At 67.6% G+C, this 22834-nt stretch carries 18 protein-coding genes and 1 riboswitch; of the genes, 9 read left to right on the plus strand and 9 right to left on the minus strand.

From position 1 onward, the window contains the following. Positions 1 to 31 precede the first annotated feature (31 nt). Positions 32 to 1507, minus strand: coding sequence for an amino acid permease (locus EV687_RS13820; RefSeq protein WP_122227479.1), 1476 nt, complete (start codon positions 1505 to 1507; stop codon positions 32 to 34). A gap of 279 nt (positions 1508 to 1786) precedes the next feature. Continuing rightward, on the minus strand, positions 1787 to 3106 hold the full coding sequence (gene gabT / locus EV687_RS13825; RefSeq protein ID WP_122227476.1) for a 4-aminobutyrate--2-oxoglutarate transaminase: 1320 nt from the start codon (positions 3104 to 3106) through the stop codon (positions 1787 to 1789). Positions 3107 to 3416: 310 nt separating this feature from the next. Here gabT and EV687_RS13830 point away from each other — a divergent pair, with 310 nt between their 5' ends. Both EV687_RS13830 and EV687_RS13835 read left to right on the plus strand, forming a co-directional pair. After that, complete coding sequence (locus tag EV687_RS13830; RefSeq protein WP_122227473.1) at positions 3417 to 4916, plus strand: aminotransferase-like domain-containing protein; 1500 nt, start codon at positions 3417 to 3419, stop codon at positions 4914 to 4916. Next, on the plus strand, positions 4913 to 5839 hold the full coding sequence (locus tag EV687_RS13835) for a pseudouridine synthase (RefSeq protein WP_122227470.1): 927 nt from the start codon (positions 4913 to 4915) through the stop codon (positions 5837 to 5839). Before EV687_RS13830 ends, EV687_RS13835 begins: the two co-directional genes overlap by 4 nt. A 94-nt stretch (positions 5840 to 5933) precedes the next feature. Here the strand turns inward: EV687_RS13835 and hemC are convergent, their stop codons facing one another. Then, a complete protein-coding gene (gene hemC, locus EV687_RS13840) occupies positions 5934 to 6893 on the minus strand; it encodes a hydroxymethylbilane synthase (protein WP_122227466.1) in 960 nt (319 codons plus the stop codon). A 252-nt stretch (positions 6894 to 7145) separates the two neighbouring features. Between hemC and EV687_RS13845 the strand changes: the two genes are divergently transcribed. The 3 genes from EV687_RS13845 (at position 7146) to EV687_RS13855 (ending at position 9649) form a co-directional block, all read left to right on the plus strand. Further along, positions 7146 to 7967, plus strand: a complete 822-nt coding sequence (locus EV687_RS13845) for an ABC transporter substrate-binding protein (protein WP_122227463.1) — start codon at positions 7146 to 7148, stop codon at positions 7965 to 7967. Positions 7968 to 8195: 228 nt separating this feature from the next. Then, positions 8196 to 8960: an amino acid ABC transporter permease gene (locus EV687_RS13850; RefSeq protein WP_242612637.1), complete on the plus strand. Its 765-nt coding sequence runs from the start codon at positions 8196 to 8198 to the stop codon at positions 8958 to 8960. Continuing rightward, a complete protein-coding gene (locus EV687_RS13855) occupies positions 8957 to 9649 on the plus strand; it encodes an amino acid ABC transporter permease (RefSeq protein ID WP_122227457.1) in 693 nt (230 codons plus the stop codon). The genes EV687_RS13850 and EV687_RS13855 overlap by 4 nt, the downstream gene beginning before the upstream one ends. Positions 9650 to 9779: 130 nt before the next feature. Here EV687_RS13855 and EV687_RS13860 read toward each other — a convergent pair whose 3' ends face one another. Beyond that, positions 9780 to 10460, minus strand: a complete 681-nt coding sequence (locus EV687_RS13860; protein ID WP_130466524.1) for a hypothetical protein — start codon at positions 10458 to 10460, stop codon at positions 9780 to 9782. A gap of 112 nt (positions 10461 to 10572) precedes the next feature. Here EV687_RS13860 and mdtD point away from each other — a divergent pair, with 112 nt between their 5' ends. Continuing rightward, positions 10573 to 12060: a multidrug transporter subunit MdtD gene (mdtD, locus tag EV687_RS13865; RefSeq protein WP_278044261.1), complete on the plus strand. Its 1488-nt coding sequence runs from the start codon at positions 10573 to 10575 to the stop codon at positions 12058 to 12060. 87 nt (positions 12061 to 12147) lie between these two features. Continuing rightward, positions 12148 to 13677 (plus strand): short-chain fatty acyl-CoA regulator family protein, encoded by a 1530-nt coding sequence (locus tag EV687_RS13870; protein WP_122227445.1) that lies wholly within the window; start codon positions 12148 to 12150, stop codon positions 13675 to 13677. Positions 13678 to 13715: 38 nt separating this feature from the next. Here the strand turns inward: EV687_RS13870 and EV687_RS13875 are convergent, their stop codons facing one another. From EV687_RS13875 to EV687_RS13895, 5 genes are all read right to left on the minus strand, one after another. Next, positions 13716 to 14570: an endonuclease/exonuclease/phosphatase family protein gene (locus EV687_RS13875; RefSeq protein ID WP_122227442.1), complete on the minus strand. Its 855-nt coding sequence runs from the start codon at positions 14568 to 14570 to the stop codon at positions 13716 to 13718. 41 nt (positions 14571 to 14611) lie between these two features. Beyond that, the gene (locus EV687_RS13880) at positions 14612 to 15472 is read right to left on the minus strand and encodes a carbohydrate ABC transporter permease (protein WP_122227439.1); all 861 of its coding nucleotides are present in this window, start codon (positions 15470 to 15472) and stop codon (positions 14612 to 14614) included. Further along, positions 15469 to 16368: a carbohydrate ABC transporter permease gene (locus EV687_RS13885; protein ID WP_122227436.1), complete on the minus strand. Its 900-nt coding sequence runs from the start codon at positions 16366 to 16368 to the stop codon at positions 15469 to 15471. The genes EV687_RS13880 and EV687_RS13885 overlap by 4 nt, the downstream gene beginning before the upstream one ends. Positions 16369 to 16450: 82 nt before the next feature. Beyond that, on the minus strand, positions 16451 to 17755 hold the full coding sequence (locus EV687_RS13890; RefSeq protein WP_122227433.1) for an ABC transporter substrate-binding protein: 1305 nt from the start codon (positions 17753 to 17755) through the stop codon (positions 16451 to 16453). 103 nt (positions 17756 to 17858) lie between these two features. Further along, positions 17859 to 18980 (minus strand): ABC transporter ATP-binding protein, encoded by a 1122-nt coding sequence (locus EV687_RS13895; protein WP_122227430.1) that lies wholly within the window; start codon positions 18978 to 18980, stop codon positions 17859 to 17861. A 137-nt stretch (positions 18981 to 19117) separates the two neighbouring features. Then, positions 19118 to 19363: riboswitch (cobalamin riboswitch) on the plus strand. A 106-nt stretch (positions 19364 to 19469) separates the two neighbouring features. Here EV687_RS13895 and EV687_RS13900 point away from each other — a divergent pair. Together EV687_RS13900 and EV687_RS13905 are read left to right on the plus strand one after the other, a co-directional pair. Continuing rightward, positions 19470 to 21359 (plus strand): TonB-dependent receptor domain-containing protein, encoded by a 1890-nt coding sequence (locus EV687_RS13900; RefSeq protein ID WP_122227427.1) that lies wholly within the window; start codon positions 19470 to 19472, stop codon positions 21357 to 21359. Between the two features lie 34 nt (positions 21360 to 21393). Beyond that, on the plus strand, positions 21394 to 22824 hold the full coding sequence (locus tag EV687_RS13905) for a cobyrinic acid a,c-diamide synthase CobB (protein ID WP_122227424.1): 1431 nt from the start codon (positions 21394 to 21396) through the stop codon (positions 22822 to 22824). Positions 22825 to 22834: the final 10 nt, after the last annotated feature.

Genomic DNA, 22834 nt, shown 5'->3' on the forward strand with positions numbered 1-22834 from the left:
AAGGAGGTGGTTTTTCGATTGTGCCAGCCGCTCAGGCCTTCTGCACTGTCACGGTGGCGTCAATGTCAGCGCTGCCGGCGCTGTCGGTGCGGTTGGCCGCATGGCGCTGGCGGCGCGCCTCGCGCAGGTGCACGACGATGCCGGCGATCACCACGACCAGCGCGGCGGCACCGGTGGAGAGCACGATGGGGCGGTACTGGTCGACGAACAGCATCACCACCAGCGAGGCGATGATGAAGACGATGGTGGCATAGGTCAGCCAGGGGAACAGCCACATCTTCAGGCGGATCTCGCGGCCCTGCGCCTCCAGCTTGCGGCGCATCTTCAGTTGCGAGAAAGCCACCACCAGATAGACCAGCAGCGCGATCATGCCGGTGGTGTTCATCAGCAGGTCGAGGATGTCCTTGGGCCGCAGCGATTCGAAGAAGTTGAGGATGGCGATGAGGACCGCCACCGCGCAGGAGGCGATCACCGCATACACCGGCGTGCCATTGGCGCGGGTCTGCTGCAGGAAGGCCGGTGCGTCGCCGCGCCGCGCCAGCGAATACAGCATGCGCGAGCAGGTGTAGTGCGCGGAGATGAAGCAACTGCTCACCGAGGTCAGCACCACGAAGTTCATCACCCACTGCGCGCCGGGTATGCCCAGCAGCTCCAGCGTGCGGCGGTAGGAGCCGTAGCCGGACTGGCCCAGCAGGGGGTCGTTCCAGGGCACCAGGCAGACGATCAGGAAGATCGAGCCGATGTAGAAGAGGCAGATGCGCCAGACCACCGAGTTGGTGGCGCGCACGATCTGCTCGGCCGGGTTCTTGGCTTCCGATGCGGCGATCGTGACGATCTCGGCGCCCAGAAAGGCGAACATCACGCCCAGCAGCGCCACTGCCACCGACTCGATGCCATTGGGCATGAAGCCGCCGTGGGCCGTCAGATTGGCGATGCCACGGCTCTCGCCCCAGGGCCAGAGGTTGAGCACGGCCAGCACGCCCAGCGCGATGAAGCAGGCAATCGCCACCACCTTGATGAGCGCGAACCAGAACTCGAATTCGCCGTAGCTCCTCACCTGCAGGAAGTTCACGATGATGAGCAGCCCCGTCACGATGGCGGTGAATGCGTTGATGCCGATGGCGGGAAACCAGTCATGGAGGATGAGGCCGGCCACATAGGCCTCCCAGGCCATCAGCAGGGTCCAGAACCACCAGTACAGCCAGCCGATGGTGAAGCCCGCCCAGCGGCCGATGGCTTTCTCGGCGTAGGTCGAGAAGGAGCCCGTGTCGGGCGAGGAGGTCGCCATCTCGCCGAGCATGCGCATGATCAGGATGACCAGGATGCCGCCGGCCAGATAGGCCAGGATGGTGGCCGGGCCGGCCTGGGCAATGACGCTGCCCGAGCCGACGAACAGTGCGGCGCCGATGACGCCGGCGATCGACATCATCGTCAGGTGACGGGTCTTGAGGGCGCTGCTGAGCTGGTTGTGGCCGTCGGCCGCGGAGGGGGTGGTGTCAGTCTGCATGGTGGGCTCCTTCAAGGCCGCTGCAGGCAGCGGTTGCGGACTGGTTGTCGAGAGCATGCGCCATCATCGCCGGGGCGAGGCGCAGGCACGGCATGGATTCGCCGGGAATCCAGGGAGTGGCGCATCCGCCGAGGGCGGATGCAGGGCGCGGCAGACTCTGCTGGCGTCTGGCGCGCGGGCAAGAAGGCGCATCGGGCCTGCGCGGCCGGTGCCGAGGCACCGGTGCCGCCGGCCAGTCATCGCGCAGGCAGCGCAGGCGGTGCGGGCCGTTCAGGCCGTTCAGGCCAGTGCGGCCGCCACGCTGTCGGCGATGATGGTCAGGCCCTCGTCGGCGACGGCGTCGGAGACCGTCAGCGGCACCAGGATGCGGATCACATTGCCATAGGTGCCGCAGGAGAGCAGGATCAGGCCGCGCGTGGTGGCTTCGGCGACGATGCGCCGGGTCGTCTCGGCATCGGGGCTGTGGATGTCGCCACCCTTGCCCAGCTCGAAGGCCACCATGGCGCCGAGGCCGCGCACGTCGACGATCTCGGGGTGGCGCTCGGCGATGCGGCGCAGGCCGGCCTGCAGGCGCTCGCCCAGGGCCTGGCTGCGTTCGAGCAGCTTCTCCTGCTCGAACACCTTCAGCACCGCCAGCGCCGCGGCCGTGGCCACAGGGCTGCCGGCATAGGTGCCGCCCAGGCCGCCGGGGGCGGGGGCGTCCATCACTTCGGCGCGGCCGGTGACGGCCGAGATCGGGTAGCCGCCGCCGAGCGATTTGGCGGTGGTCACCAGGTCGGGCGCCACGGGCCATTGCTCGCTGGCGTACCAGGTGCCGGTGCGGCCGGCGCCGGTCTGCACCTCATCGGCGATCAGCAGGATGCCGTGCGCATCGGCGATGGCCTTGAGGCCGCTGATGAATTCGGCCGGCGCGGCATAGAAGCCGCCTTCGCCCTGCACGGGCTCGATGATGAAGGCTGCCACGCGCTCGGCCTCGATGTCGTACTTGAAGAGCGCCCTGACCGATTCCAGCGCATCCTCGGCGCTCACGCCGTGCAGCGGGTTGGGGTACTTGGCGTGGTAGATGTCGCCCGGGAAGGGACCGAAGCCGATCTTGTATGGCGCGACCTTGCCGGTCAGCGCCATGGTCAGGTTGGTGCGGCCATGAAAGCCGCCGCCGAAGGCGATGATGCCGGGCCGCTTGGTGTAGGCACGGGCGACCTTGACGGCGTTCTCCACGGCCTCGGCACCGGTGGTCAGGAACAGGGTTTTCTTGGGCGCCTGGCCGGGCGCCAGCGCGTTGAGCCGCTCGGCCAGCTCGACGTAGGATTCATAGGCGACGACCTGGAAGCAGGTGTGGCTGAACTTCTCGACCTGCTGCTGCACGGCGGCGGTGATCTCCGGGTGCGCATGGCCGGTGTTGAGCACGGCGATGCCGCCGGCGAAATCGATGAAGCGGCGGCCTTCGACGTCCCAGACCTCGGCATTGCGTGCGTGGGAGGCGAAAATCGCATGGGACTGGCCCACGCCGCGCGGCAGGGCGGCCTGGCGGCGCGCCAGCAGCGTGGCGTTATCCTGGGCGGCAGGCTTGGTGATAAAGTTCTCGACTGGGCTGTTCATGGCATCTCCACAATGCCAAGGCTGTGCGCAGGGTATCTGCGCGAAGGTCGGAGCCTTGGCGGCTCGCCGAATGTATGAAATTCACACGGTGGCCGTCCATGTACAGTTGGCCGTGCAGGTCTGCTGCACTGTGCTGCATGTCCGGCCTGTACATGGAAACCCTGATGGTGGTTACCCTGATGCCTGGCATGCGGCTTGCTCATCCATCCCCTTGGCGACCGTTCTCCACAGGCCGGCCATCCGGGTGATGCCCGGCCAGGATGTGTCCCGCGCGCCCTGAAGGGCGCATTTGCATTTTTTTGTCCCCATCATGCTCCAGCTCCAACACGACTCCTCCACGCCGCTGGTCGCCCAGATCATCGCGGGCGTGCGCGCGCTGGTGGCTGAGCACACGCTCAAGCCCGGCACCAAGCTGCCCTCGATCCGGGCGTTCGCGGCGGCGCATGCGGTCAGCGTCTTCACCGTCGTGGAGGCCTACGACCGGCTGGTGGCGCAGGGCGTTCTGACCAGCCGCGCCAATGCCGGCTTCTTCGTCAGCCGCGCGCTCGATGCCGCCGGCCAGGCGCCGGAAGGCGGCGAGCCCCAGCGCCAGAAGCCCGTCTTCGATGCGGCCTGGTACCTGCGGCAGATCTTCGAGAACCGCGACTGGCCGATCCAGCCCGGCTGCGGCTGGCTGCCCGACGACTGGATGTTTGCCGATGGCGTGCGCCGCGGCCTGCGCAAGCTCGCCAGCGAAGGCCTGGCGCTGAGCGGCTATGGCGATCCGAAAGGCCTGCCGGCGCTGCGCACGGTGATCGCGCAGAACCTGGCGCAGGACCAGCTCATCCGCGCCAGTGCCGAGCAGGTGCTGCTCACGCACGGCTCCAGCCATGCGCTGGACCTGGCCGCGCGCACGCTGGTGCAGCCCGGTGACGTGGTGCTGGTCGACGATCCGGGCTACCCGAACGTGATGAGCATGCTGCGCCACCAGGGCGCGCAACTCATCGGCGTGCCGCGCACGCCCGAGGGCTACGACATGGCCGAGCTCGAGCGGTTGCTGGCCATCGTGCGGCCCAAGGCCTTCTTCACCCAGCCGCGCCTGCAAAGCCCGACCTGCACGCGTGCCAGCCTGCCGCAGTTGCACCAGCTGCTGCAATGGGCCGGCCAGTACGATTTCATGCTGGTCGAGAACGACATCTACGCCGACATGGACGCCAGCCACCAGCCCTCGCTGGCCAGCCTCGACCAGCTCCACCGTGTCATCTACATCGGCACCTATTCGAAGACCGTCTCCGCCAATCTGCGCGTGGGCTACCTGCTGGCGCATCCGCAGGCGCTCGAACGGCTGGTCAAGCTCAAGATGCTCTCGGGCCTGACCAGCTCGGAGGTGTCCGAGCAACTGGTCTACAACGTCGTGACGGACGGGCGCTGGCGCAAGCACCTCAAGGCCTTGCGCGAGCGGCTGGCGCAGGCGCATGACGATGTCGGCCAGCGTCTGCAGCAACTGGGCTTCGAACTCTATTGCGAGCCGCGCGAAGGCATGTACCTGTGGGCGCGCCACCCGGCCATTGCCGATGGCATGGTGGCGGTCGACACGGCGGCACGCCAGGGCATTCTGCTCGGACTCGGGCAGCTCTTCTGGGTCGATGCCCAGCCCACCGGCTGGCTGCGCTTCAATGTCGCCTTCAGCCAGAATCCCCTGCTGTGGCAGTGGCTGCCGCGCTGGTTGCAGACGCAGCAGGCCGGTCAGGTCCATGAAGAGGGCGAAGCCGGCGACATGGACGAGAACGGCGGCGAGAGCGGCGGCGAGAACGGTGGTGAAGGGGCATGAGCGGGGCGGTGGCAACCCGCTGGCAGCGCCCGCCGGACTGGAGCCGCGTGGGCGTGCCTGCTGCCGCGCACGGCACGGCGCTGGATTTCCTGGCGGCGCGTTTCGCGCACATCGCCCGCACCGACTGGCAGGAGCGCATCGCCCGCCGGCAGGTGCGCGGCCCGGACGGGGAACCGCTGGCGGCCGGGGCGCCGGTGGCCGGCCTGGGGCATTTGTACTACCAGCGCTGGCTCAGCGACGAGACCCCGATTCCGTTCGAGGCGCGGGTGCTCCACCGGGACGAGCACATCGTGGTGGCCGACAAGCCGCACTTCCTGCCGGTGGCGCCGGCCGGCCTGTACCTGGAGCAGACCCTGCTGCGGCGTCTGCAGCACGCGCTGGGCCTGCCGCAACTGGCGCCACTGCACCGGCTCGACAAGGACACGGCCGGGCTGGTGCTGCTCTCGGCCAATCCTGCCACCAGCAATGCCTATCACCGCTTGTTCCGCGAGCAGCAGGTGCACAAGGAATACGAGGCGGTGGCCGCCCATGACGCGCGTTTCGAGCAGCCCTATTGGCACCGCAGCCGCATGGAGGAGGGCGGGCCGCGCTTTTTCACCATGTGCGAGGTGCCGGGCGAACCCAACAGCGCGACCCTGCTGCAGATCGCCGAGCGCGCCGGCCCGTGGGCGCGCTACCGGCTGCAGCCCGTCAGCGGCAAGAAGCACCAGCTGCGCCTGCACATGGCCGCGCTGGGCGTGCCGATCCGTCACGATCCGTTCTATCCGGAGATCAACGATCCGCCGTCTGGCGACTACAGCCGGCCGCTGCAGCTGCTGGCGCGCCGCCTGCGCTTTCGGGATCCGGTGAGCGGCGCCGAACGGGTGTTCGAGAGCACGAGGGCATTGCAGTGGCCCGTCGATCCGGCTGATCGGTTCGAATAGTTCGGATGGTTCGGATGGTTCGGATTCGTCCCGATCCGCTACCGCGGCAGGAGCAGGGACCACCGGCGTCCCGGCCTCCTGGCTTTCCTGTCGGTCAGTGTGGGCCAGCGGCTGGCTGGGCACCTGCGGCCAGCAGTTGTTCGGCCACTTGCTGGCCCAGCGCCTGGGCCTCGTCCAGCGTGCGCACGGTCGTCTGGTGCTGCGCGAGGATCAGCGCGGCCTGGCCCGCAGGGTCGCCCCAGGCCGCCTGCAGCAGCAGTTGTGCGTCATCCCCATTGCCGGTGTCGCCGGTTTGCCAGCGGGCGTGCGCGGCCAGCGGCACCGAGCAGCTGCCGCCCAGCCTGCGGCTGACGGCGCGTTCGGCCGCGGTGGCCAGCCAGCTGGGCATGTGGGCCAGTGCCTGCAGGGTCTCGATCAGCGCGGTCTGGTCGGCGCGCACCTCGATGCCCAGCGCGCCCTGGCCAGCCGCCGGCAGCATTTGCTCGGTATCGAATTGCATGCGGATGCGTTCGGGCATCTGCAGGCGCTCCAGGCCTGCGGCGGCCAGCACGATGGCGCTGTACTGGCCTTCGTCGAGCTTGCGCAGGCGCGTGTCGAGGTTGCCGCGCAGCGGCTCGATCTGCAGGTCCGGGCGCAGGTGCTGCAGCAGCACCTGGCGGCGCAGGCTGGAGGTACCGACCACGCTGCCCGCGGGCAAGGCCGCCAGGCTGGCGTAGTCGTTGGAGACGAAGGCATCGCGGGGATTGCTACGCTCGAGCACGCAGGCCAGCACAAACCCCTCGGGCAGCTCCATCGGCACATCCTTGAGCGAATGCACGGCAAGCTGGGCGCGGCCTTCGGCCAGCGCCGTCTCCAGTTCCTTGACGAAGAGCCCCTTGCCGCCGACCTTGCTGAGGCTGCGGTCGAGGATCTGGTCGCCCCGGGTGGTCATGCCCAGCAGCCGTACCTGGTGGCCCAGCTGCTGCAGCCGTTGCTGCACATGCTCGGCCTGCCAGAGGGCCAGGCGGCTTTCACGGGTGGCGATGACGAGGGGAGATGGAATCGGATGCGGCATGCAGCGTTGAAGGCGGGGGTGACTGGACTGGAACTGGCGCCATTCTAGGCGCATCGCGATGGGTGGCCGATTTCGCCAGGCGGGCCGGTGGCGCCCTGGTCCGCTACCAGATTTCTTATTTCTTCTGGTGCTATTCGTATTTTGAAAAAGTCGTTCCTGGAATAAGCGCGCAGTGATCTGATACGCCCATCTTCGACGCTTGGCCCCACAGGCCGCACCAATCATTTTCACAGGGAGTTTGCAATGAAGACAATGAAGAACTGGTCCACCATCGTTGCCGCCGCGCTGGCCTTGAGCGCTGGCCTGGCCCATGCCGACCGGCTGGACGACATCAGGGAGAAAGGCGTGCTCACGGTTGCCTCGTTCGACAGCAACCCGCCATTTGGCTTCGTCGATGCCAAGAGCAAGAAGATCGAGGGGCTGGACGTGGACTTTGCCCGGGCGCTGGCCGACAAGCTCGGCGTGAAGCTGGAGGTGGTGCCCACCAACCCCGCCAACCGCGTGCCGTTGCTGGTCTCGAACAAGGTGGATCTGGTGCTGGCCAACTTCACCATCACCGAAGAGCGCGCCAAGCAGGTCGATTTCAGCATCCCGTATTTCGCGTCGGGCCAGCAGTTCATCATCAAGAAGGGCACCAGGCTCGAGAAGCCGGAGGACATCAACCAGTTGCGCGTCGGGGTGGACAAGGGCACGGTCAACGAGGGGGTGATCCGCGACAAGTACCCCGGTGCCACCGTGGTGGCCTATGACGATACGCCGTTCGCCTTTGCCGCCCTGCGCAATGGCAATGTGCAGGCCATCACCCAGGATGGCCCCAAGCTGATCGGCCTGCTGGCCAATGTGCCCGACCGCGACAAGTATGAGGTGCCGCCCTTCACCGTCTCGGACGACCTGATCGGCGTCGGTATTCCCAAGGGCGAGACGGCGCTCAAGCAGTTCGTCGACAGCAGCCTGCAGGAGCTGGAGGACAGCGGCAAGGCCGAGCAGATTTACGACACCTGGTTCGGTCCCGACACCAAGACGCCGCTGGAGCGCCTCTACAAGATCGGTCATGGCAAGATCGAGGCGAAGTGACGCACTGACGATGCACTGACCAGGGCCCGATCAGGCTGAACCGCCTGGCCGGGCTGCCCGGTTTTTCCCCGTCCTGCGCTGCCGTGGCCTTGGTGGCGTCGGGCCGCTGTCCATGATGCGCGGGTGTCGCGCATCGCGGACGCAGGGCCAGCCTCGCCGGTGCCGCGACGCCATCGTGGCAGCAACCGGCGGTGGCGGCACGGTGCGGCGCGTCGGTGCGCGCATTGAATGAGTGGGGCGAAGATGGATGTTTTCGGCGAGTTGCTCGCACCCAAATACCTGCGCTGGCTCTGGGATGGCTTTCTGGTCACCATCGGCCTGTCGCTGTGCGTCTGCGTGGTCTCCACCGTGGGCGGTTTTCTGCTGTGCGTGGCGCGCATGGAGGGGCGCGGCCCGGTCGGCTGGGCCGCGCGCGCCTATCTCTCGGTGTTTCGCAACACGCCGCTGCTGGTGCAGCTGTTCTTCTGGTATTTCGGTGCCGCCAGCTTTCTGCCCGAAGGCTTTCTGCCCTGGCTCAACACGCCGCGCCAGATCGAGTTGCCGGGCCTGGCATTGCGCTGGCCATCGTTCGAATTCATCGCCGGCTTCTTCGGCCTGACGCTGTTCACCACCGCCTTCATCGCCGAGGAATTCCGCGCCGGCGTGCAGGGCGTCGGCGCGGGCCAGTACAGCGCGGCGGCCGCCGTGGGCCTGACGCGCTGGCAGGCCTGGCGCTGGATCATCCTGCCACAGGCCTTGCGCAATGCCTTCTCGCCGCTGGTGGGGCAATACATGCATGCGGTCAAGAACAGCTCGCTGACCATGGCCATCGGCCTGGCCGAGCTGTCCTATGCCTCGCGCCAGGTCGAGACGCAGACCTTCAAGACCTTCCAGGCCTTTGGCATTGCCACGTTGCTGTATCTGCTGCTGATCGTGCTGATCGAGCTGGGCGCGCAGGCCTGGCAGCGGCGCCGGCGCTTTCGCCGCTTGGGCGCGCAGGGAGGGGCAGCATGAACTTCGGTGTCGTCCGGGACAACCTGCCCTATCTGCTGCTGGGCGCCTGGCCCGACGGGCCGCTGGGCGGCGCGGCGCTCACGCTGGTGCTGAGCGCGCTCTCGGGGCTGGCGGCCGCCAGCGTCGGACTGGTGCTGGGCATTGCACTGGCACTGGTGCGGAACCGCTGGCTGCACGCGGCGGTGCTCGCTGTGCTGGCGTTCTTTCGCGCCATCCCGGTGCTGCTGCTGATCTTCTGGGTCTACTTCCTGCTGCCGGTGGCCTTTGGCCTGGACGTGCCCAAACTGTTCACGGTGGTGGTGGCGCTGTCGCTGGTCGGTGGCGCCTATCTGGCGCATTCGGTGTATTCCGGCATCCAGAGCCTGGCGGCGGGCCAGTGGCTGGCCGCTGCCGCGCTGGGCATGACGCGCTGGCAGGTGCTGCGGCTGGTGCTGCTGCCGCAGGCGCTGCCGATGATGGCGCCATCCTTCATCAACCAATGGGTGTCGCTGATCAAGGACACCTCGCTGGCCTATGTGATCGGCGTGGCCGAACTCTCCTTCGTGGCCACCCAGGTCAGCAATCGGGTGATGGTCTATCCGGCCGAGATCTTCTTGGCCGTGGCGCTGATCTATTACCTGTTCTGCGCTTCGCTGGACCTGGGCTCCGGTTGGCTGAGCCGGCGCTATGCCCACATCCCGCAGCTGTGAGAACCTGTTTACGATCTTTTCGCGGGCCACGTCGCCCTCGCAGGCGATGCGATGCAAGGCGCAAACCGCAAACCGCAGTCGGGCCGGTGAACAGGTTCTGAGAGGCGGTTCTGATAACAGGCTCAGTGATTCAGCGCTTTGCGGCGAGCTGCTGGCGGCGGAACAGCCACAGCGCGTAGGCGAAAACAAAGGGCAGCAGCAGTTCGATGCCTTCCTCGTAGCCGCCGATGAAGCGGCCGGCCAGGCCATCGATGTGGGGGCCGCCCCATTCGACCAGGCCATTGATCAGCCGGTCGAGGAACTTGGAGAAGGCCGTCAGCAAAAAGCCGGTCACGAAGACCCTGGCCCAGGCCGGCTGCAGTGCGGCGCGCACACTGCCGCTGGCGCGCACATAGGCGAGCAACTGGCGCAGGCCTACCACCACGGTGGCCAATAGCGCCAGCGTGAAGATGGCTGCCAGCAGCTTGTGCCAGATGGGCGGCAGCGGGTTCATGTAGAAGGAGACCTTGAGCATGGTCGAGTGGGTGATCTCGCTGTGCTGCCAGTCGGCCTCGCGCATGCCGCCGAAAAGCGCCATCACGCCGCAGGTCAGCAGCGGCTTGACGCGCGGATGCCAGGGGTCGAGGCACCAGGCGCCCAGGATGATCCAGGCGGGGGTGCTCAGGCCTTCGATCGGGCCCTGCTCATTGAACAGAATGGAAAATTGCTCGGGTGTGGCAAAGAGCACCGCCAGCATGATCAGCGCCAGCCAGATGCCGATGGCGATGAAGAGGCGGCGCATGGCCTGTGGCGTGTCGGTTTCGATGGGCACCGTTTTCTCCTGCATGAGGACAAGAACAAGGGCGCTATTGTCTGCCAACTTTGGTGATGCGGGTGTCTGCGCTGCCATGCCGGAGGCAGGCCCTGCGCCATGCCTTGCCATAATGCGGGCCCATCCATCACCGATCCGCAGCGGCTTTTCCGCCCCGAAGCCCTGTTCGTCTGCCATGTCCCCCATTCGCTTCACGACCGAGGAACGCCTGCTGCTGTGGCTGGTGGCACTGGGCTTTTTCATGCAGTCGCTCGACGCGACCATCGTCAACACCGCGCTGCCCAGCATTGCCGCCAGCCTGGCCGAGAGCCCGCTGCGCATGCAGTCGGCGGTGGTGGCCTATGCGCTGACCATGGCGGCGCTGATTCCGGCCTCGGGCTGGCTGGCCGACCGCTTCGGCACGCGGCGCATCTTCACGCTGGCGGCGCTGCTGTTCGCGCTCGGTTCGCTGGCCTGCGCGCTCGCGCCCAGCCTGGGCTGGCTGGTGGCCGCGCGCGTGCTGCAGGGGCTGGGCGGGGCGCTACTGCTGCCGGTGGGCCGGCTGGCGGTGCTGCGCAGCCTTCCGCGCGAGAAGTTCCTCGAGGCCATGAGCTTCGTGGCCATTCCCGGCCTGATGGGGCAGCTCCTCGGCCCGGCATTGGGTGGTTGGCTGGTCGAGGCCTTGAGCTGGCACTGGATCTTCCTCATCAACCTGCCGGTCGGTCTGCTGGGGGCCTGGGCCGCCACGCGCTGGATGCCCGACCTGCGCGATGGCACCAGCGGCGCGCTGGACCTGGCCGGCTTCGCGATGCTGACGATGGCGATGGTGTGCATATCGCTCTCGGTCGATGGCCTGGGCGGGCTGGGCTTTCGCCATGTCACCGTGCTGGTGCTGCTGCTGGCGGGCCTGCTGGCGCTGGCGGCCTATTGGCTGCATGCGGCGCGTGCGCCCAGGCCGCTGTTCGCGCCCAGCCTGTTTGCGGTGCAAAGCCTGCGCGTGGGCATGCTGGGCAACCTGTTCGCGCGCATCGGCTCGGGCGCCATGCCCTACATGATCCCGCTCCTGATGCAGTTGAACATGGGCTACAGCCCGGCCCAGGCCGGCATGCTGATGCTGCCGATGGCGCTGGCCAGCATGGCCAGCAAGCCACTGGTGACGCGCCTGATCCACCGGCACGGCTATCGGCGCGTGCTCATTGCCAACACCTTGCTGCTGGGCCTGTTGATCATCGGCTTCGCGCTGATGACGCCCGGACAGCCGCTGTGGTTGCGGGTGGCGCAGATGATGGTGTTCGGCGCCGTCAATTCGATGCAGTTCACCAGCATGAATACCGTCACGCTCAAGGACCTGGGGCCACATCAGGCGAGCGGCGGCAACAGCATGCTGTCGATGGTGCAGATGCTGGGCATGGGGTTTGGCGTGGCGGTGGCGGCGGCGCTGATCGCGGCTTTCCAGCAGTGGCTGGGCACACCCGATCCGCACCAGAGCCTGCAGGCCTTCCGCGGGGCTTTCGTCTGCATTGGCGTGGTGACGATGCTGTCGGCCGGGATATTCTGGCAGCTCGATGCCGACGTGCCGCAGGCTGGTGGGGCGTCCGCGAGCGCGGGCACCAACCGCTGATCGCTGACTGGCGACTGCCGATCGCGGCCGCTTTGACCCATAATGGGCCATCCCGAACGATGGCCTTCCCCGCGCTCCACATTCATCATGCGTAAAACATTCATGGGCGTGCGCCTGCGGCGCTTGCGTGAAGAAAAAGGGCTGACGCAGGCGGCACTGGCGCGGACGCTGGAGCTCTCGCCCAGCTACCTGAACCAGCTCGAGCAAAATCAGCGGCCGATGACGGTGGCGGTGTTGCTGAAGATCAACGCGGTCTTCGGCGAGGACATCCAGCGCTTTGCCGAGGACGATTCCGCCCACCTGATTGCCGAGTTGCGCGAGATCTCCACCGACCTGCCTACCGGCGCCGGCCAGGGCGCCAGCGGCGAGATCGCGCTCGCCGAGATCAAGGAACTGGTGGCCAACATGCCCGGCGTGGCGCGGGCACTGGTCAACCTGCACAACCAGCGGCGCCAGCTGATGGAACAGCTCGAGGCGCTGGCGCAGCAAATGGACGGCGAGCGCCTGGGCGATGGCCCGGCCGCGCGTGGCCCCACCGATGTGGCCGGCAAGGGGCCAGCCGTCGCCAGCCTGCTCCAGGCCCAGCCGCAAGCCTACGAGGAGGTGCGCAACTTCTTCTTCGTCAACAACAACCATTTTGCCCGGCTCGACGATGCCGCCGAGGCCTTTGCACGGCAGTGGCGCCTGCCGGCCGGCGCGGGCGCCGAGGCCGCGCTGGTCCAGCACCTGCAGCAGCGCCATGGCGTGCACACCGTGTATCACTCCGAGCTGGCCGGCGCGCGCACGCCGTCAGCGACCCAGGCGCTGGAGGTGGTGCGGCGCTTCGAGCCGGCCAGCCGCACGTTGACGATCCAGGCCAGCCTCACGCCGGGCCAGCGCGCCTTCCAGCTGGCCACGCAATTCGCGCTGCTGGAGATGGACGGGCCCATCCGCCAACTGGTGCACGGCGCGCAACTGGCCTCCGCGCAGGCGCCCAGCCTGGCGCGCATCGGCCTGGCCAACTACGTGGCCGGCGCGCTGCTGCTGCCCTACACCGCCTTCCTGCAGGAGGCGCAGCAGTGCCGTTATGACATCGAATGGCTGTCGCGCCAGTACGGCGTGGGCTTCGAGACCATCTGCCACCGCCTCTCGACGCTGCAGCGCCCGCACCACCGCGGCATTCCGTTCTTCTTCATCCGCGTGGACCGGGCCGGCAACATTTCCAAGCGGCAGTCGGCCACGCATTTCCACTTCTCCAAGATCGGTGGCACCTGCCCGCTGTGGAACGTCTATGAAGCCTTTGCGCAGCCCGGCCGGGTGATGGTGCAGGTCGCGCGCATGCCCGATGGCCGCACCTATCTGTGGGTGGCGCGCACCGTCAGCAGCGAGGGGCCGGGCTGGGGCCGGCCGGGCAAGACCTTTTCGGTGGCGCTGGGCTGCGACATCCGCCACGCCGAGGAGCTGGTGTACTCCAAGGGCCTGAACCTGCACGACCCGGAGGCGGCCGTACCCATCGGCATGGGCTGCAAGGTGTGCGAGCGCGAGGCCTGCATGCAGCGCGCCTTTCCGCCGATCGGCAAGCCGCTGCGCGTCGACGAGAACCAAAGCCAGCTCGAACCCTATCTGGTGCAACTCTGAGAACAGGTTCTGAGAACAGGTTCCGAGAACGGAGCCGTTCAGGGTGCCAGTTCGAGCAGCACCGGCTGGTGATCCGAGACCTGGGTCTGGCCATCGACGCGCAGCGCCGTCAGGTGCGGCAGCAGCGAGCCGCTGGCGAAGAAGAAGTCGCAGGCGACCGGCAGCGGGCCATAGCGCCGGTCGAACAGACGGAAGGTGGGCGCATGCGGCTGGCCCGGATGCAGATGCTGCCACACATCGTGCCAGCCTTCGTCCAGTCCATCGCAGCGTTGCTGGATCAGCGCATGGTCGGCGTCACTCGCCTCGAGGTTGAAGTCGCCGCACAGCAGTGTATGGCGCGCCTGCGCGCGGGCCTGGAAGGGGCTGCCGGCCTCGCCCGGTTGCGGCGGCCGCGCGGCATGTCCGGCATATTCGGCCAGCAATTGCCGCAGCGCAGCGGCCTGGGCACTGCGCTGGCTGCGCGAATAGTATTCCAGGTGCGTGGTCAGCACGCGCAGCGGGCCCAGGCCTGGCGCATCCACCGTCACGCAGGTGCACATGCGCGGCATGCTCTCCACCGCCGGGTCGGGCGGGTAGGGCAGCGCATGGTGTTGCACCTGCAGGGCCGGCAGGCGCGTGGCAATCAGGTTGCCAAAGTGCTGCGGCTGGCCGGCCGCGTCCCAGGTTTGCAGCGCGGCGCCGAAGAAGACCTGAAAGCCCGGCAGCAGCGCGGCGATCTGCGCGGCCTGGTCGATGCCGGCCTCGCCCTGCAGCATGGGCCAGTTGCTGGCGATTTCCTGCAGGCACAGCACGTCGAAGTCGGCCATGTTGCGGGCATGCTCGATGATGCGGCGCGGGCTGACGATGCCGTCAAGGCCACAGCACCACTGGGTGTTCCAGGTGAGGATTTGCATGGCAGCTTGGGGTGGATTCCGGAATGCGGGCTTTCCCGGTCTTACTTGATGCCCGCGCGCATGAAGCTTTGCACGAATTGTCGCTGGAACAGCAGAAAACCCAGCAGCAACGGTGCCGAGGTCATGAGTGTGGCGGCACTGATGATGGCCCAGTCCACGCCCTGTTCGACCGAGGAGAACACCTGCAGGCCCACCGTGAGCGTGCGCGACTGCACGCTGTTGGTGACGATCAGCGGCCACAGGAAGTTGTTCCAGTGGTAGCTCACCGAGACCAGTCCGAAGGCCACGTAGATCGGGCGCGCCAGCGGCACGTAGATGCGCAGCAGGATCTGCAGCGCGCTGGCGCCCTCGACGCGGGCGGCATCGACCAGTTCCTTGGGCACGCCCATGAAGGTCTGGCGCAGCAGGAAGATGGCCAGCGCCGAGGCGAAGTAGGGCAGGCCGATGGCGAAGATGCTGTCGACCAGGCCCAGCCGGGTGATGGTCTGGTAATTCTCGACCAGCAGCAGGTCCGGCATCACGGTCAGCTGCACCAGCACCAGCGCGAAGGCCAGGTCGCGACCGGGAAACGCAAAGCGCGCGAAGGCATAGGCGGCCAGCGTGCTGAGCACCAGTTGCACGGCCAGGACCATGATCACCAGCAGCGTGGTGTTGAGGAAATAGCGCGCGAAGGGCGCGGCCTGCCAGGCATCGCGGAAGTTCTGCAGCGTCAGCGGTGCGCGCCAGTCGAAGCGGGCGGCATATTCGGGCGGATGAAAGGCCGTCCACACTGCGAACAGCAGCGGCAGAATCCACAGCAGCGCCAGCAGCCAGGCCGCGGTGGTGTCGAGCCGGCCCGGCGCATAGAGGCCGCGCGAAGGCCTTGTCGCAGCCGGTGCGGCGCGGGAGGCGGGGGCGTTCATTGGTAGTGGACCTTCTTGTCGACGGTGAAGAACTGCAGCAGCGTCACTCCCACCAGCAGCACCACCAGCACCATGGTCAGCGCGGCGGCGCCAGCGGTGTCCCAGTATTTGAAGCCGACTTCATAGAGGCGGTAGAGCAGCAGCGTCGAGGCGTTGTCCGGTCCGCCACGCGTGAGTACGAACAGGTGATCGACGGTGCGAAAGGCGTTGATGACCGAATTGACCAGCACGAACAGCGTGGTGGGCATCAAGAGCGGCCACTGCACGCGCCAGAAGAAGGTCCAGCGCGGCGTGCCTTCGATGGCGGCGGCCTCGCGCAGGCTGGGATTGAAGGACTGCAGCGCGGCCAGGTAGAAGATCATGAAAAGCCCGGCTTCCTTCCACACCGCCACCAGGATCACGCAGGCCAGCGCGGTGGACGGGTCGCCCAGCCAGTTGTGCGAGCCGAAACCCAGTGCCAGCATCAGGCGCTCGAGCAGGCCATATTGCGGCGTGAAGAAGAACAGCCAGATGTTGGCCACCGCGATCATCGGCAGCACCGTTGGCGTGAAGAAGGCCAGGCGCAGAAAGCCCCGGCCGATCAGTTTCTCGTTGACCCACAGCGCCATCAGCAGTGCCAGGCCGATCGACAGCGGGATGCTGGCCAGCGCATACCAGAGGTTGTTGAAGAGCGCCTTCCAGAAGATCGGGTCGGCGGCCATCACGGCGTAGTTCTCCAGCCCGACCCAGCTGGCCGCGCGCCGGCCCTTGGGGGTGGAGTAGAAGCTGTCGATCAGCGTGGTGATGGTGGGCAGGTGCGTGAAGGCCAGCAGGATCAGCATGGCCGGCAGCAGCAGCAGCCAGGCATACACGGCCGTCAGCGTGCGCTGCGGCGACGATGGAGTCGGGGAAGACATGGAGGGATTCGGGGAAGGGGGTGTGCCGGCGCTGCGCAAGGGCAGCGCCGGCACGAATCCCCTGAGTGCCTGCTCTTACCGATTACTGATAGGGGCGCAGCAGGCGGGTGGCTTCCTGCTGGGCGTCCTGGAGGGCCTGGGCCGGCGTCTTCTTGCCGGTCAGCGCGGCTTGCAGCGCGTCATCGAGCACCTTGGTCACGCGCTGGTTGTCGAAGGTCGAGAACTCGGCCACCGAGATCGGCAGCTGGTCGCGTGCCACCAGGGCGGGCGGGAACTCCTCGCCATATTTCTTCAGCGCCGGCGTGTCGTAGGCGGCCTGCGAGGTGGCGGCATAGCCGGTGTCGATGCTCCACTGGGCGGCGCGTTCGGGCGTGGTGATCCAGCGGATGAACTCGAACGCCGCCTGCTGCTGCTCGGGCGAGGTTTTCTTGAAGATGTAGAAGTTGCCGCCGCCGGTGGGCGAGCCGCCCTTGAGGCGATGGCCGGGGATGGGACCGACGCCGAACTCGAAGCCCGCGTTGTTGCGGATGTTGGTCAGGTTGCCGGTGGTGGTGACGACGATGGCGGCTTTCTTCTCGAAGAAGTCCTTGGGGGTGGTGCCCCACTCGACCACGCCGGCCGGGTGCAGCCCGTCCTTGGCCAGGCCCACCCAGTATTCCAGCGCCTCGATGGCCTTGGGATCGTCGAGGTTGACGGCCGTGCCCTTGTCGTTGGCCAGGATCACGTCATTGGGCGTGGTCAGGGTCTGGAACAGCCAGTAGGGAAAGCCGCTCGACGGAATCTGCACGCCCCAGGTGGTGACGTTGCCATTGGCGTCCTTCTTCGTCAGTTTCTGGGCGTACTCGCGCAATTCCTGCCAGTTGGCGGGGCCGCGCTCCGGGTCCAGTCCGGCTTCCTTGAAGAGTTCCTTGTTCCAGTAGATCACCACGGTGGAGCGCTGGAACGGAATGCCCCAGGTCTTGCCATCGGTCTGGCTGTTCTTCAGGAAGGCCGGGTAGAAGCTGCGGAGCCAGGCGCGGTCCTCGTCGGTCTTGATGAACTCGTCGAAGGGCACGATGGCCTCTTCGTCGATCAGCGTGAACATGTCGGTCGACAGCAGCACCGCCGTCACGGGCGGCGTGCCGGACTTGAAGCCCGTCAGTGCCTTGACCAGGGTTTCCTGGTAATTGCCCGAGTAGATCGGCTTGATCTGCGTGCCGGCATGGGCGCGGCCAAAGTCTTCCGCATAGGCGTCGATCAGCTTGTTGATCGGGCCGCCGACGTTGACGGGGTAGAAGAACGGCACGTCCACGGCGGTCTGGGCTTGTGCGGCCGTCATCGCGAGCGGCCAGGCCAGCGCGGTCGCGGCAGTGGCTGCGAGCGTCTTCAGAAAGGTCTTGCGTTGCATGGTGAACTCCTGTGGGGTCCGGTTGGGGGAAAAGGGGGGGCAATCAGGGCAGGCCAGGGCCTGGCGATGGGGGGCGGCCGCTTCTTGGCTTTTTTGCTTCGTGTCAGGCGGCGGCGCGCTGCGCCAGGGCCGCGTTGGCGGGCAGGCGGGCGTCGCCCGTGTCTGTGGCGGGCACCGCGGTGGCGCCTGTGTCCATGCGCCGGCCCGTGGCGTCGAAGAAGTGCAGGTCGCCCGCAGCGCATTGCAGCGCCAGTTCGTCGCCCACCTGCAGGTTTTGCTGGCCGTCCACGCGCAGAGTCAGCGCCTCGCTGCCGACCTCGCAGCGCAGCACCAGGTCGGCGCCCAGATATTCGAAGCTCAGCACGCGCGCGCGCAGCGCGGCGGTCTGGTCTGCAGGGGCCAGCCGCACGCACTCGGGCCGCACGCCCAGGTGCGCGGCGCCGGCTGGCGCGCCGGTGGCCACGGCGCTGCCGAGGATGTGGCCCTGCGCATCCAGGCGCAGCAGGTTCATGGGTGGCGTGCCGATGAAGCGCGCGGCAAACAGCGAAGCCGGCCGGGCGTAGGCGCGGCGCGGCGCGTCGTTCTGTTCGATGCGGCCCTGGCTCAGCAGCACGACCTGGTCGGCCATGCTCATGGCTTCGGTCTGGTCGTGGGTGACATAGACCACCGTCAGACCCAGGCGCTGCTGCAGCTCGCGCAACTCGTGGCGCATTTCCTGGCGCAACTGCGCATCCAGGTTCGAGAGCGGCTCGTCCATCAGGCACACGCTGGCGCGCGCCACCAGCGCCCGGCCCAGTGCCACGCGCTGCTGTTGCCCGCCCGAGAGCTGGCCCGGCTTGCGCTGCAGCAACTGGGAGAGCCCCAGCAGCGCGGCGGCTTCCTCGACGCGCTGGCGCGCCTCGGCCTTGGGCGTCTTGCGAACGGCCAGCCCGAAGCCGATGTTCTCGGCCACCGACAGGTGCGGAAACAGCGCGTAGTTCTGGAACACCATGGCGATGCCGCGCTGCGAGGGCGGGCGGTGGGTGACGTCCGCGCCGCCGATGAGCACCTGGCCGGCCGTGGCCGTCTCCAGCCCGGCAATGATGCGCAGTGTGGTGGATTTGCCGCAGCCCGAAGGCCCCAGCAGCACGCAGAAGGAGGCGGGCGCGATGCGCAAGTCGATGGCATGCAGCGCCACAGCGTCACCCCAGGCCTTGGAGATGCCGCGCAACTCGATCATGGACATGGGCGTTTGGATTCCTGTTTCACGGTTCTTGGCAAGCCCGCCATCGTAGAAACGCAATGTGTCAGAATCGTGACGTTGGCTGGACGTGCTGGTGGTGTGCTGGTGGTGTCCCGGTGGTGCGCAGGCCGGCAGGCCCTACAATGGCGGTCGCTGAAGGTGCTCGCGCATGCCGCTCTGGCGTGCGCAGTTCAACGGGAAGCAGAACGGCGCGGAGCCCCAGTGGCCGCCGCGCCCAGCCTGCGCTGCCCCCGCAACGGTGAGCGGAGGGGACTGGCAAGCAGTCCCAGCATTCCAATCCACGGCCACTGGCGTCCAGGCGACGCTGGGAAGGCCTGGAATGTCCATCCGCCAGCCCGGATACCGGCCTGCAGCAGTGGTGGTGTGATACCTGTCTCTTTGACTGACGGGCGTGCGCCACTGTTTGGCCGTGACTGACGGGGAGGTCGGTTCGGCGCCTCATCCCATTGTCCTGCCATGTCGCTCCACACGATGCCTCTTGCATGCACGCACCCGCATGCCGTACCTGGCCGCCAGTCCGGCCACGCTCCCTCCAACCTGACGCGCGCCGCCGTGATCCCGTTGATCCTCTCTGCAGGTCTGGGCGCGTCCGGCGCCACCATGGCGCAGAACCCGATGCTCGATGAGGTGGTGGTCACCGCCACCCGCACCGAGCAGCGCCTGATCGACACGCTGGCCGATGTGTCGGTGCTTGACCGCGAGGCGATCGAGCAAAGCGGCGTGACCGGAGTGGCTGATGTGCTCGCGCGCCTGCCGGGCGTCGAGATCTCGCGCAATGGCGGGCCGGGTGCCACCACCAGCGTGTTTCTGCGTGGCGGCAACACCAGCCATACCGCTGTCTTCATCGATGGGGCGCGGGTCGATTCGCAATCGACCGGCGGCGCTCCATGGGAGGCGATGCCGCTGTCGATGATCGAGCGCATCGAGGTGTTGCGTGGCCCGGCCGCCGCCGTGTATGGCTCGGACGCCATTGGCGGGGTGATCCAGATCTTCACGCGCAAGGGCCAGGCCGGCTACCAGCCTTATGTCTCGGTGGGAGCGGGCAACCAGCGCACCTGGGACGTGGCCGGTGGTGTCAGCGGTGCGGCCCATGGCTGGGACTATGCGGTCAGTGCCAGCCATGAGCGCAGCCGCGGCTTCAATGCCCGGCCCGATACACCGACCGCCAACCCGGACGACGACGGCTACCGGCGCAGTTCCGCGCATGCCAAGCTCGGCTACCAGTTCAGCCAGGGGCAGCGCCTGCAGGGTTCGCTGCTGAGCAGTCACGTCAATGCCGGCTACGACACCACGAACCGCACGCGCGACGATCGCGCCAAGAACCGCCTGCACACGCTGAACCTGGCCTGGAATGCGCAGTGGAGCGAGCGCTACGGCAGCACCCTGAGCGTCAGCGATTCGACGGCGCGCTATGAAACCACACCCAATCCCTATCTCACCGATACGCGGATACGCAGCTATCTGTTCCAGAATGAGTATCGCCTGGGCGCACAACTGCTGACGGCGGCACTGGAGCGGCGCGAGGACCATCTGGAAAACGATCCGATCGACCGCAGTCGTCACCAGAACGCACTGGCACTGGGCTATGGCGTGCAACTGGGCGCCCACAGCCTGCAGGCCAATGCGCGCTATGACGACGACAGCGAGTTCGGTGGTGAAACCACCGGTTCGCTGGCCTATGGACTGGCCATCACGCCGAACTGGCGCGCGCGCGCTTCGGTGGGCAAGGCATTCCGCGCACCCACGTTGTACCAGCGTTTCAGCGACTATGGCGTGGCATCGCTGGTGCCGGAGACCAGCCGCAACGTCGAAGCGGGACTGGTCTATTCGGAGGGCAGCAGCCACCTCTCCATCACGGTCTACCGCAATACCGTGCGGAACCTCATCTCTTACGTCAGCAATACCGGCGGTGTCAGTGCCTGTGCTTCGGACAGGGGGTGTTACGCGAATACAGCCCGAGCACGTTACCAGGGCATCACGATTGCCGGCGGCACCGAGCTGGCCGGGGTGCGGCTGCACGGCTCGGTCGATGTGCAGAACCCCAAGGACCTGGACACGAACAAGCAACTGGCGCGCCGTGCCAAGCGCCACGCCATGCTGGGCGCGGACTGGAATGCCGCCGGCTGGCTGCTCGGTGCCGAAATGCAGACCTCGGCTGCGCGTTGGGATGATGCTGCCAACGTCAATCGCCTGGGGGGCTACACGCTCTGGAACCTGACGGTCAGCCGGCCATTGGCCAAGGATTGGCTGCTCACTGCCCGTTTCGACAATCTCACCGATAAGCAGTATGAGCTGGCCCGTACCTATGCCACGGCGGGCCGCACCTTCTATGTCGGCCTGAAGTGGGCGCCGGGCCAGTAAACTCGCGTCCCCCTTGACTTCGCGCTCCCCGGCCATGACCTTGCACTGTCCCGCCCTGCTCATTACCGCCATGGCTTCGGGCCAGGGCAAGACATTGACGGTGGCGGCCTTGGCGCGCCTGCACGCGCGCCAGGGCCGGCGCGTGCGGGTCTTCAAATGCGGGCCGGATTTCCTCGACCCGCTCTGGCACGAACTGGCCAGTGGCGCGCCGGCGCAGACCATCGATCTGTGGATGACCGGCGAGGCCGACATCCGCGCGCGCCTGCACGAAGCCGCCGGGCAGGCCGACCTGATTCTGGTCGAAGGGGTGATGGGCCTCTTCGATGGCAAGCCCAGCGTGGCCGATCTGGCCGAACTGCTGCAGATCCCGGTGCTGCCGGTGCTGCACGCCGGCAGCATGGCGCAGTCGATCGGCGCGGTCGCGCATGGCCTCAGGCACTATCGTGCCGGCCTGCGCTGGGCCGGTGTGCTGGCCAATGGAGTGGCCAGCGCGCACCATGCCGATTTGCTGCGCGAGGCGCTGCTGGAGCAGGGCGACTGGCTGGGCGCCTTGCCGCGCCTGGCCGTGCCCCAATCGGCGGCAGGCGAATCGGAGGATGTGGCGGCGAAGGCACCGGCAGAGAGCAGCCTGCTGCCCGAGCGCCACCTGGGCCTGGTGCCGGCCACCGAGATGCAGGACGCCCTGCAGCGCCTCGATGCCGCGGCCGACGCGCTGGCGCAGACGCCGCTGGGCCAGCTCGACTGGCCCGAGTGGCAGCGCCGCTGGAGCGTGCCTTTCGAGGCCGTGCCGGCACCGGCCGAGCGGCTGCCGCAGCGCCTGCGGGGCCGCAAGATCGCGGTGGCGCGCGACGCCGCCTTTGCCTTCATCTACCCGGCCAATCTCGCCACGCTGGAGGCGCTGGGGGCACGCGTGGTGTTCTTTTCGCCGCTGGCCGGCCACCGCCTGCCGCCCTGCGATGCGGTCTGGCTGCCCGGCGGCTACCCGGAGCTGCACGCCGCGCCACTGAGCGCGAACACGACGCTGCGCGCCGATCTCGCCGCCCATCTGGCGGCCGGCAAGCCGTTGTGGGCCGAGTGCGGTGGCATGCTGGCGCTGTGTGAATCGGTGCAGCACACCAACGGCCAGTGCGAGCCGCTCTGGGGCCTGCTGCCGGGCCAGGCCCGGATGCAGCCGCGCCTGGCTGGCCTCGGCCACCAGCAACTGCAGCTGCCCGCCGTCTGTGGCCGGGGCGCGGCCAGGCAGGCGCCGCTGCGCGGCCACACCTTCCACTATTCCACGCTGGCGAGCGAGGCGCCGGTGGTGGCGCGCACCGCGCGGCCGGTGCCGCGCCGCACGCCCGATGCGGGCGAGGCGCTCTACCAGCTCGGCAGCCTGCGGGCCAGTTACTTCCATGCGTGGTTTCCGTCCAGCCCATTGGCCGTGGCCACGCTGCTGGGAAGTGCTGGCGGGAGTGGGGCCGCATGAATATCCCATC

The sequence above is a fragment of the Corticibacter populi genome (assembly GCF_004217315.1).
GTDB lineage: Bacteria > Pseudomonadota > Gammaproteobacteria > Burkholderiales > Burkholderiaceae_C > Lampropedia > Lampropedia populi.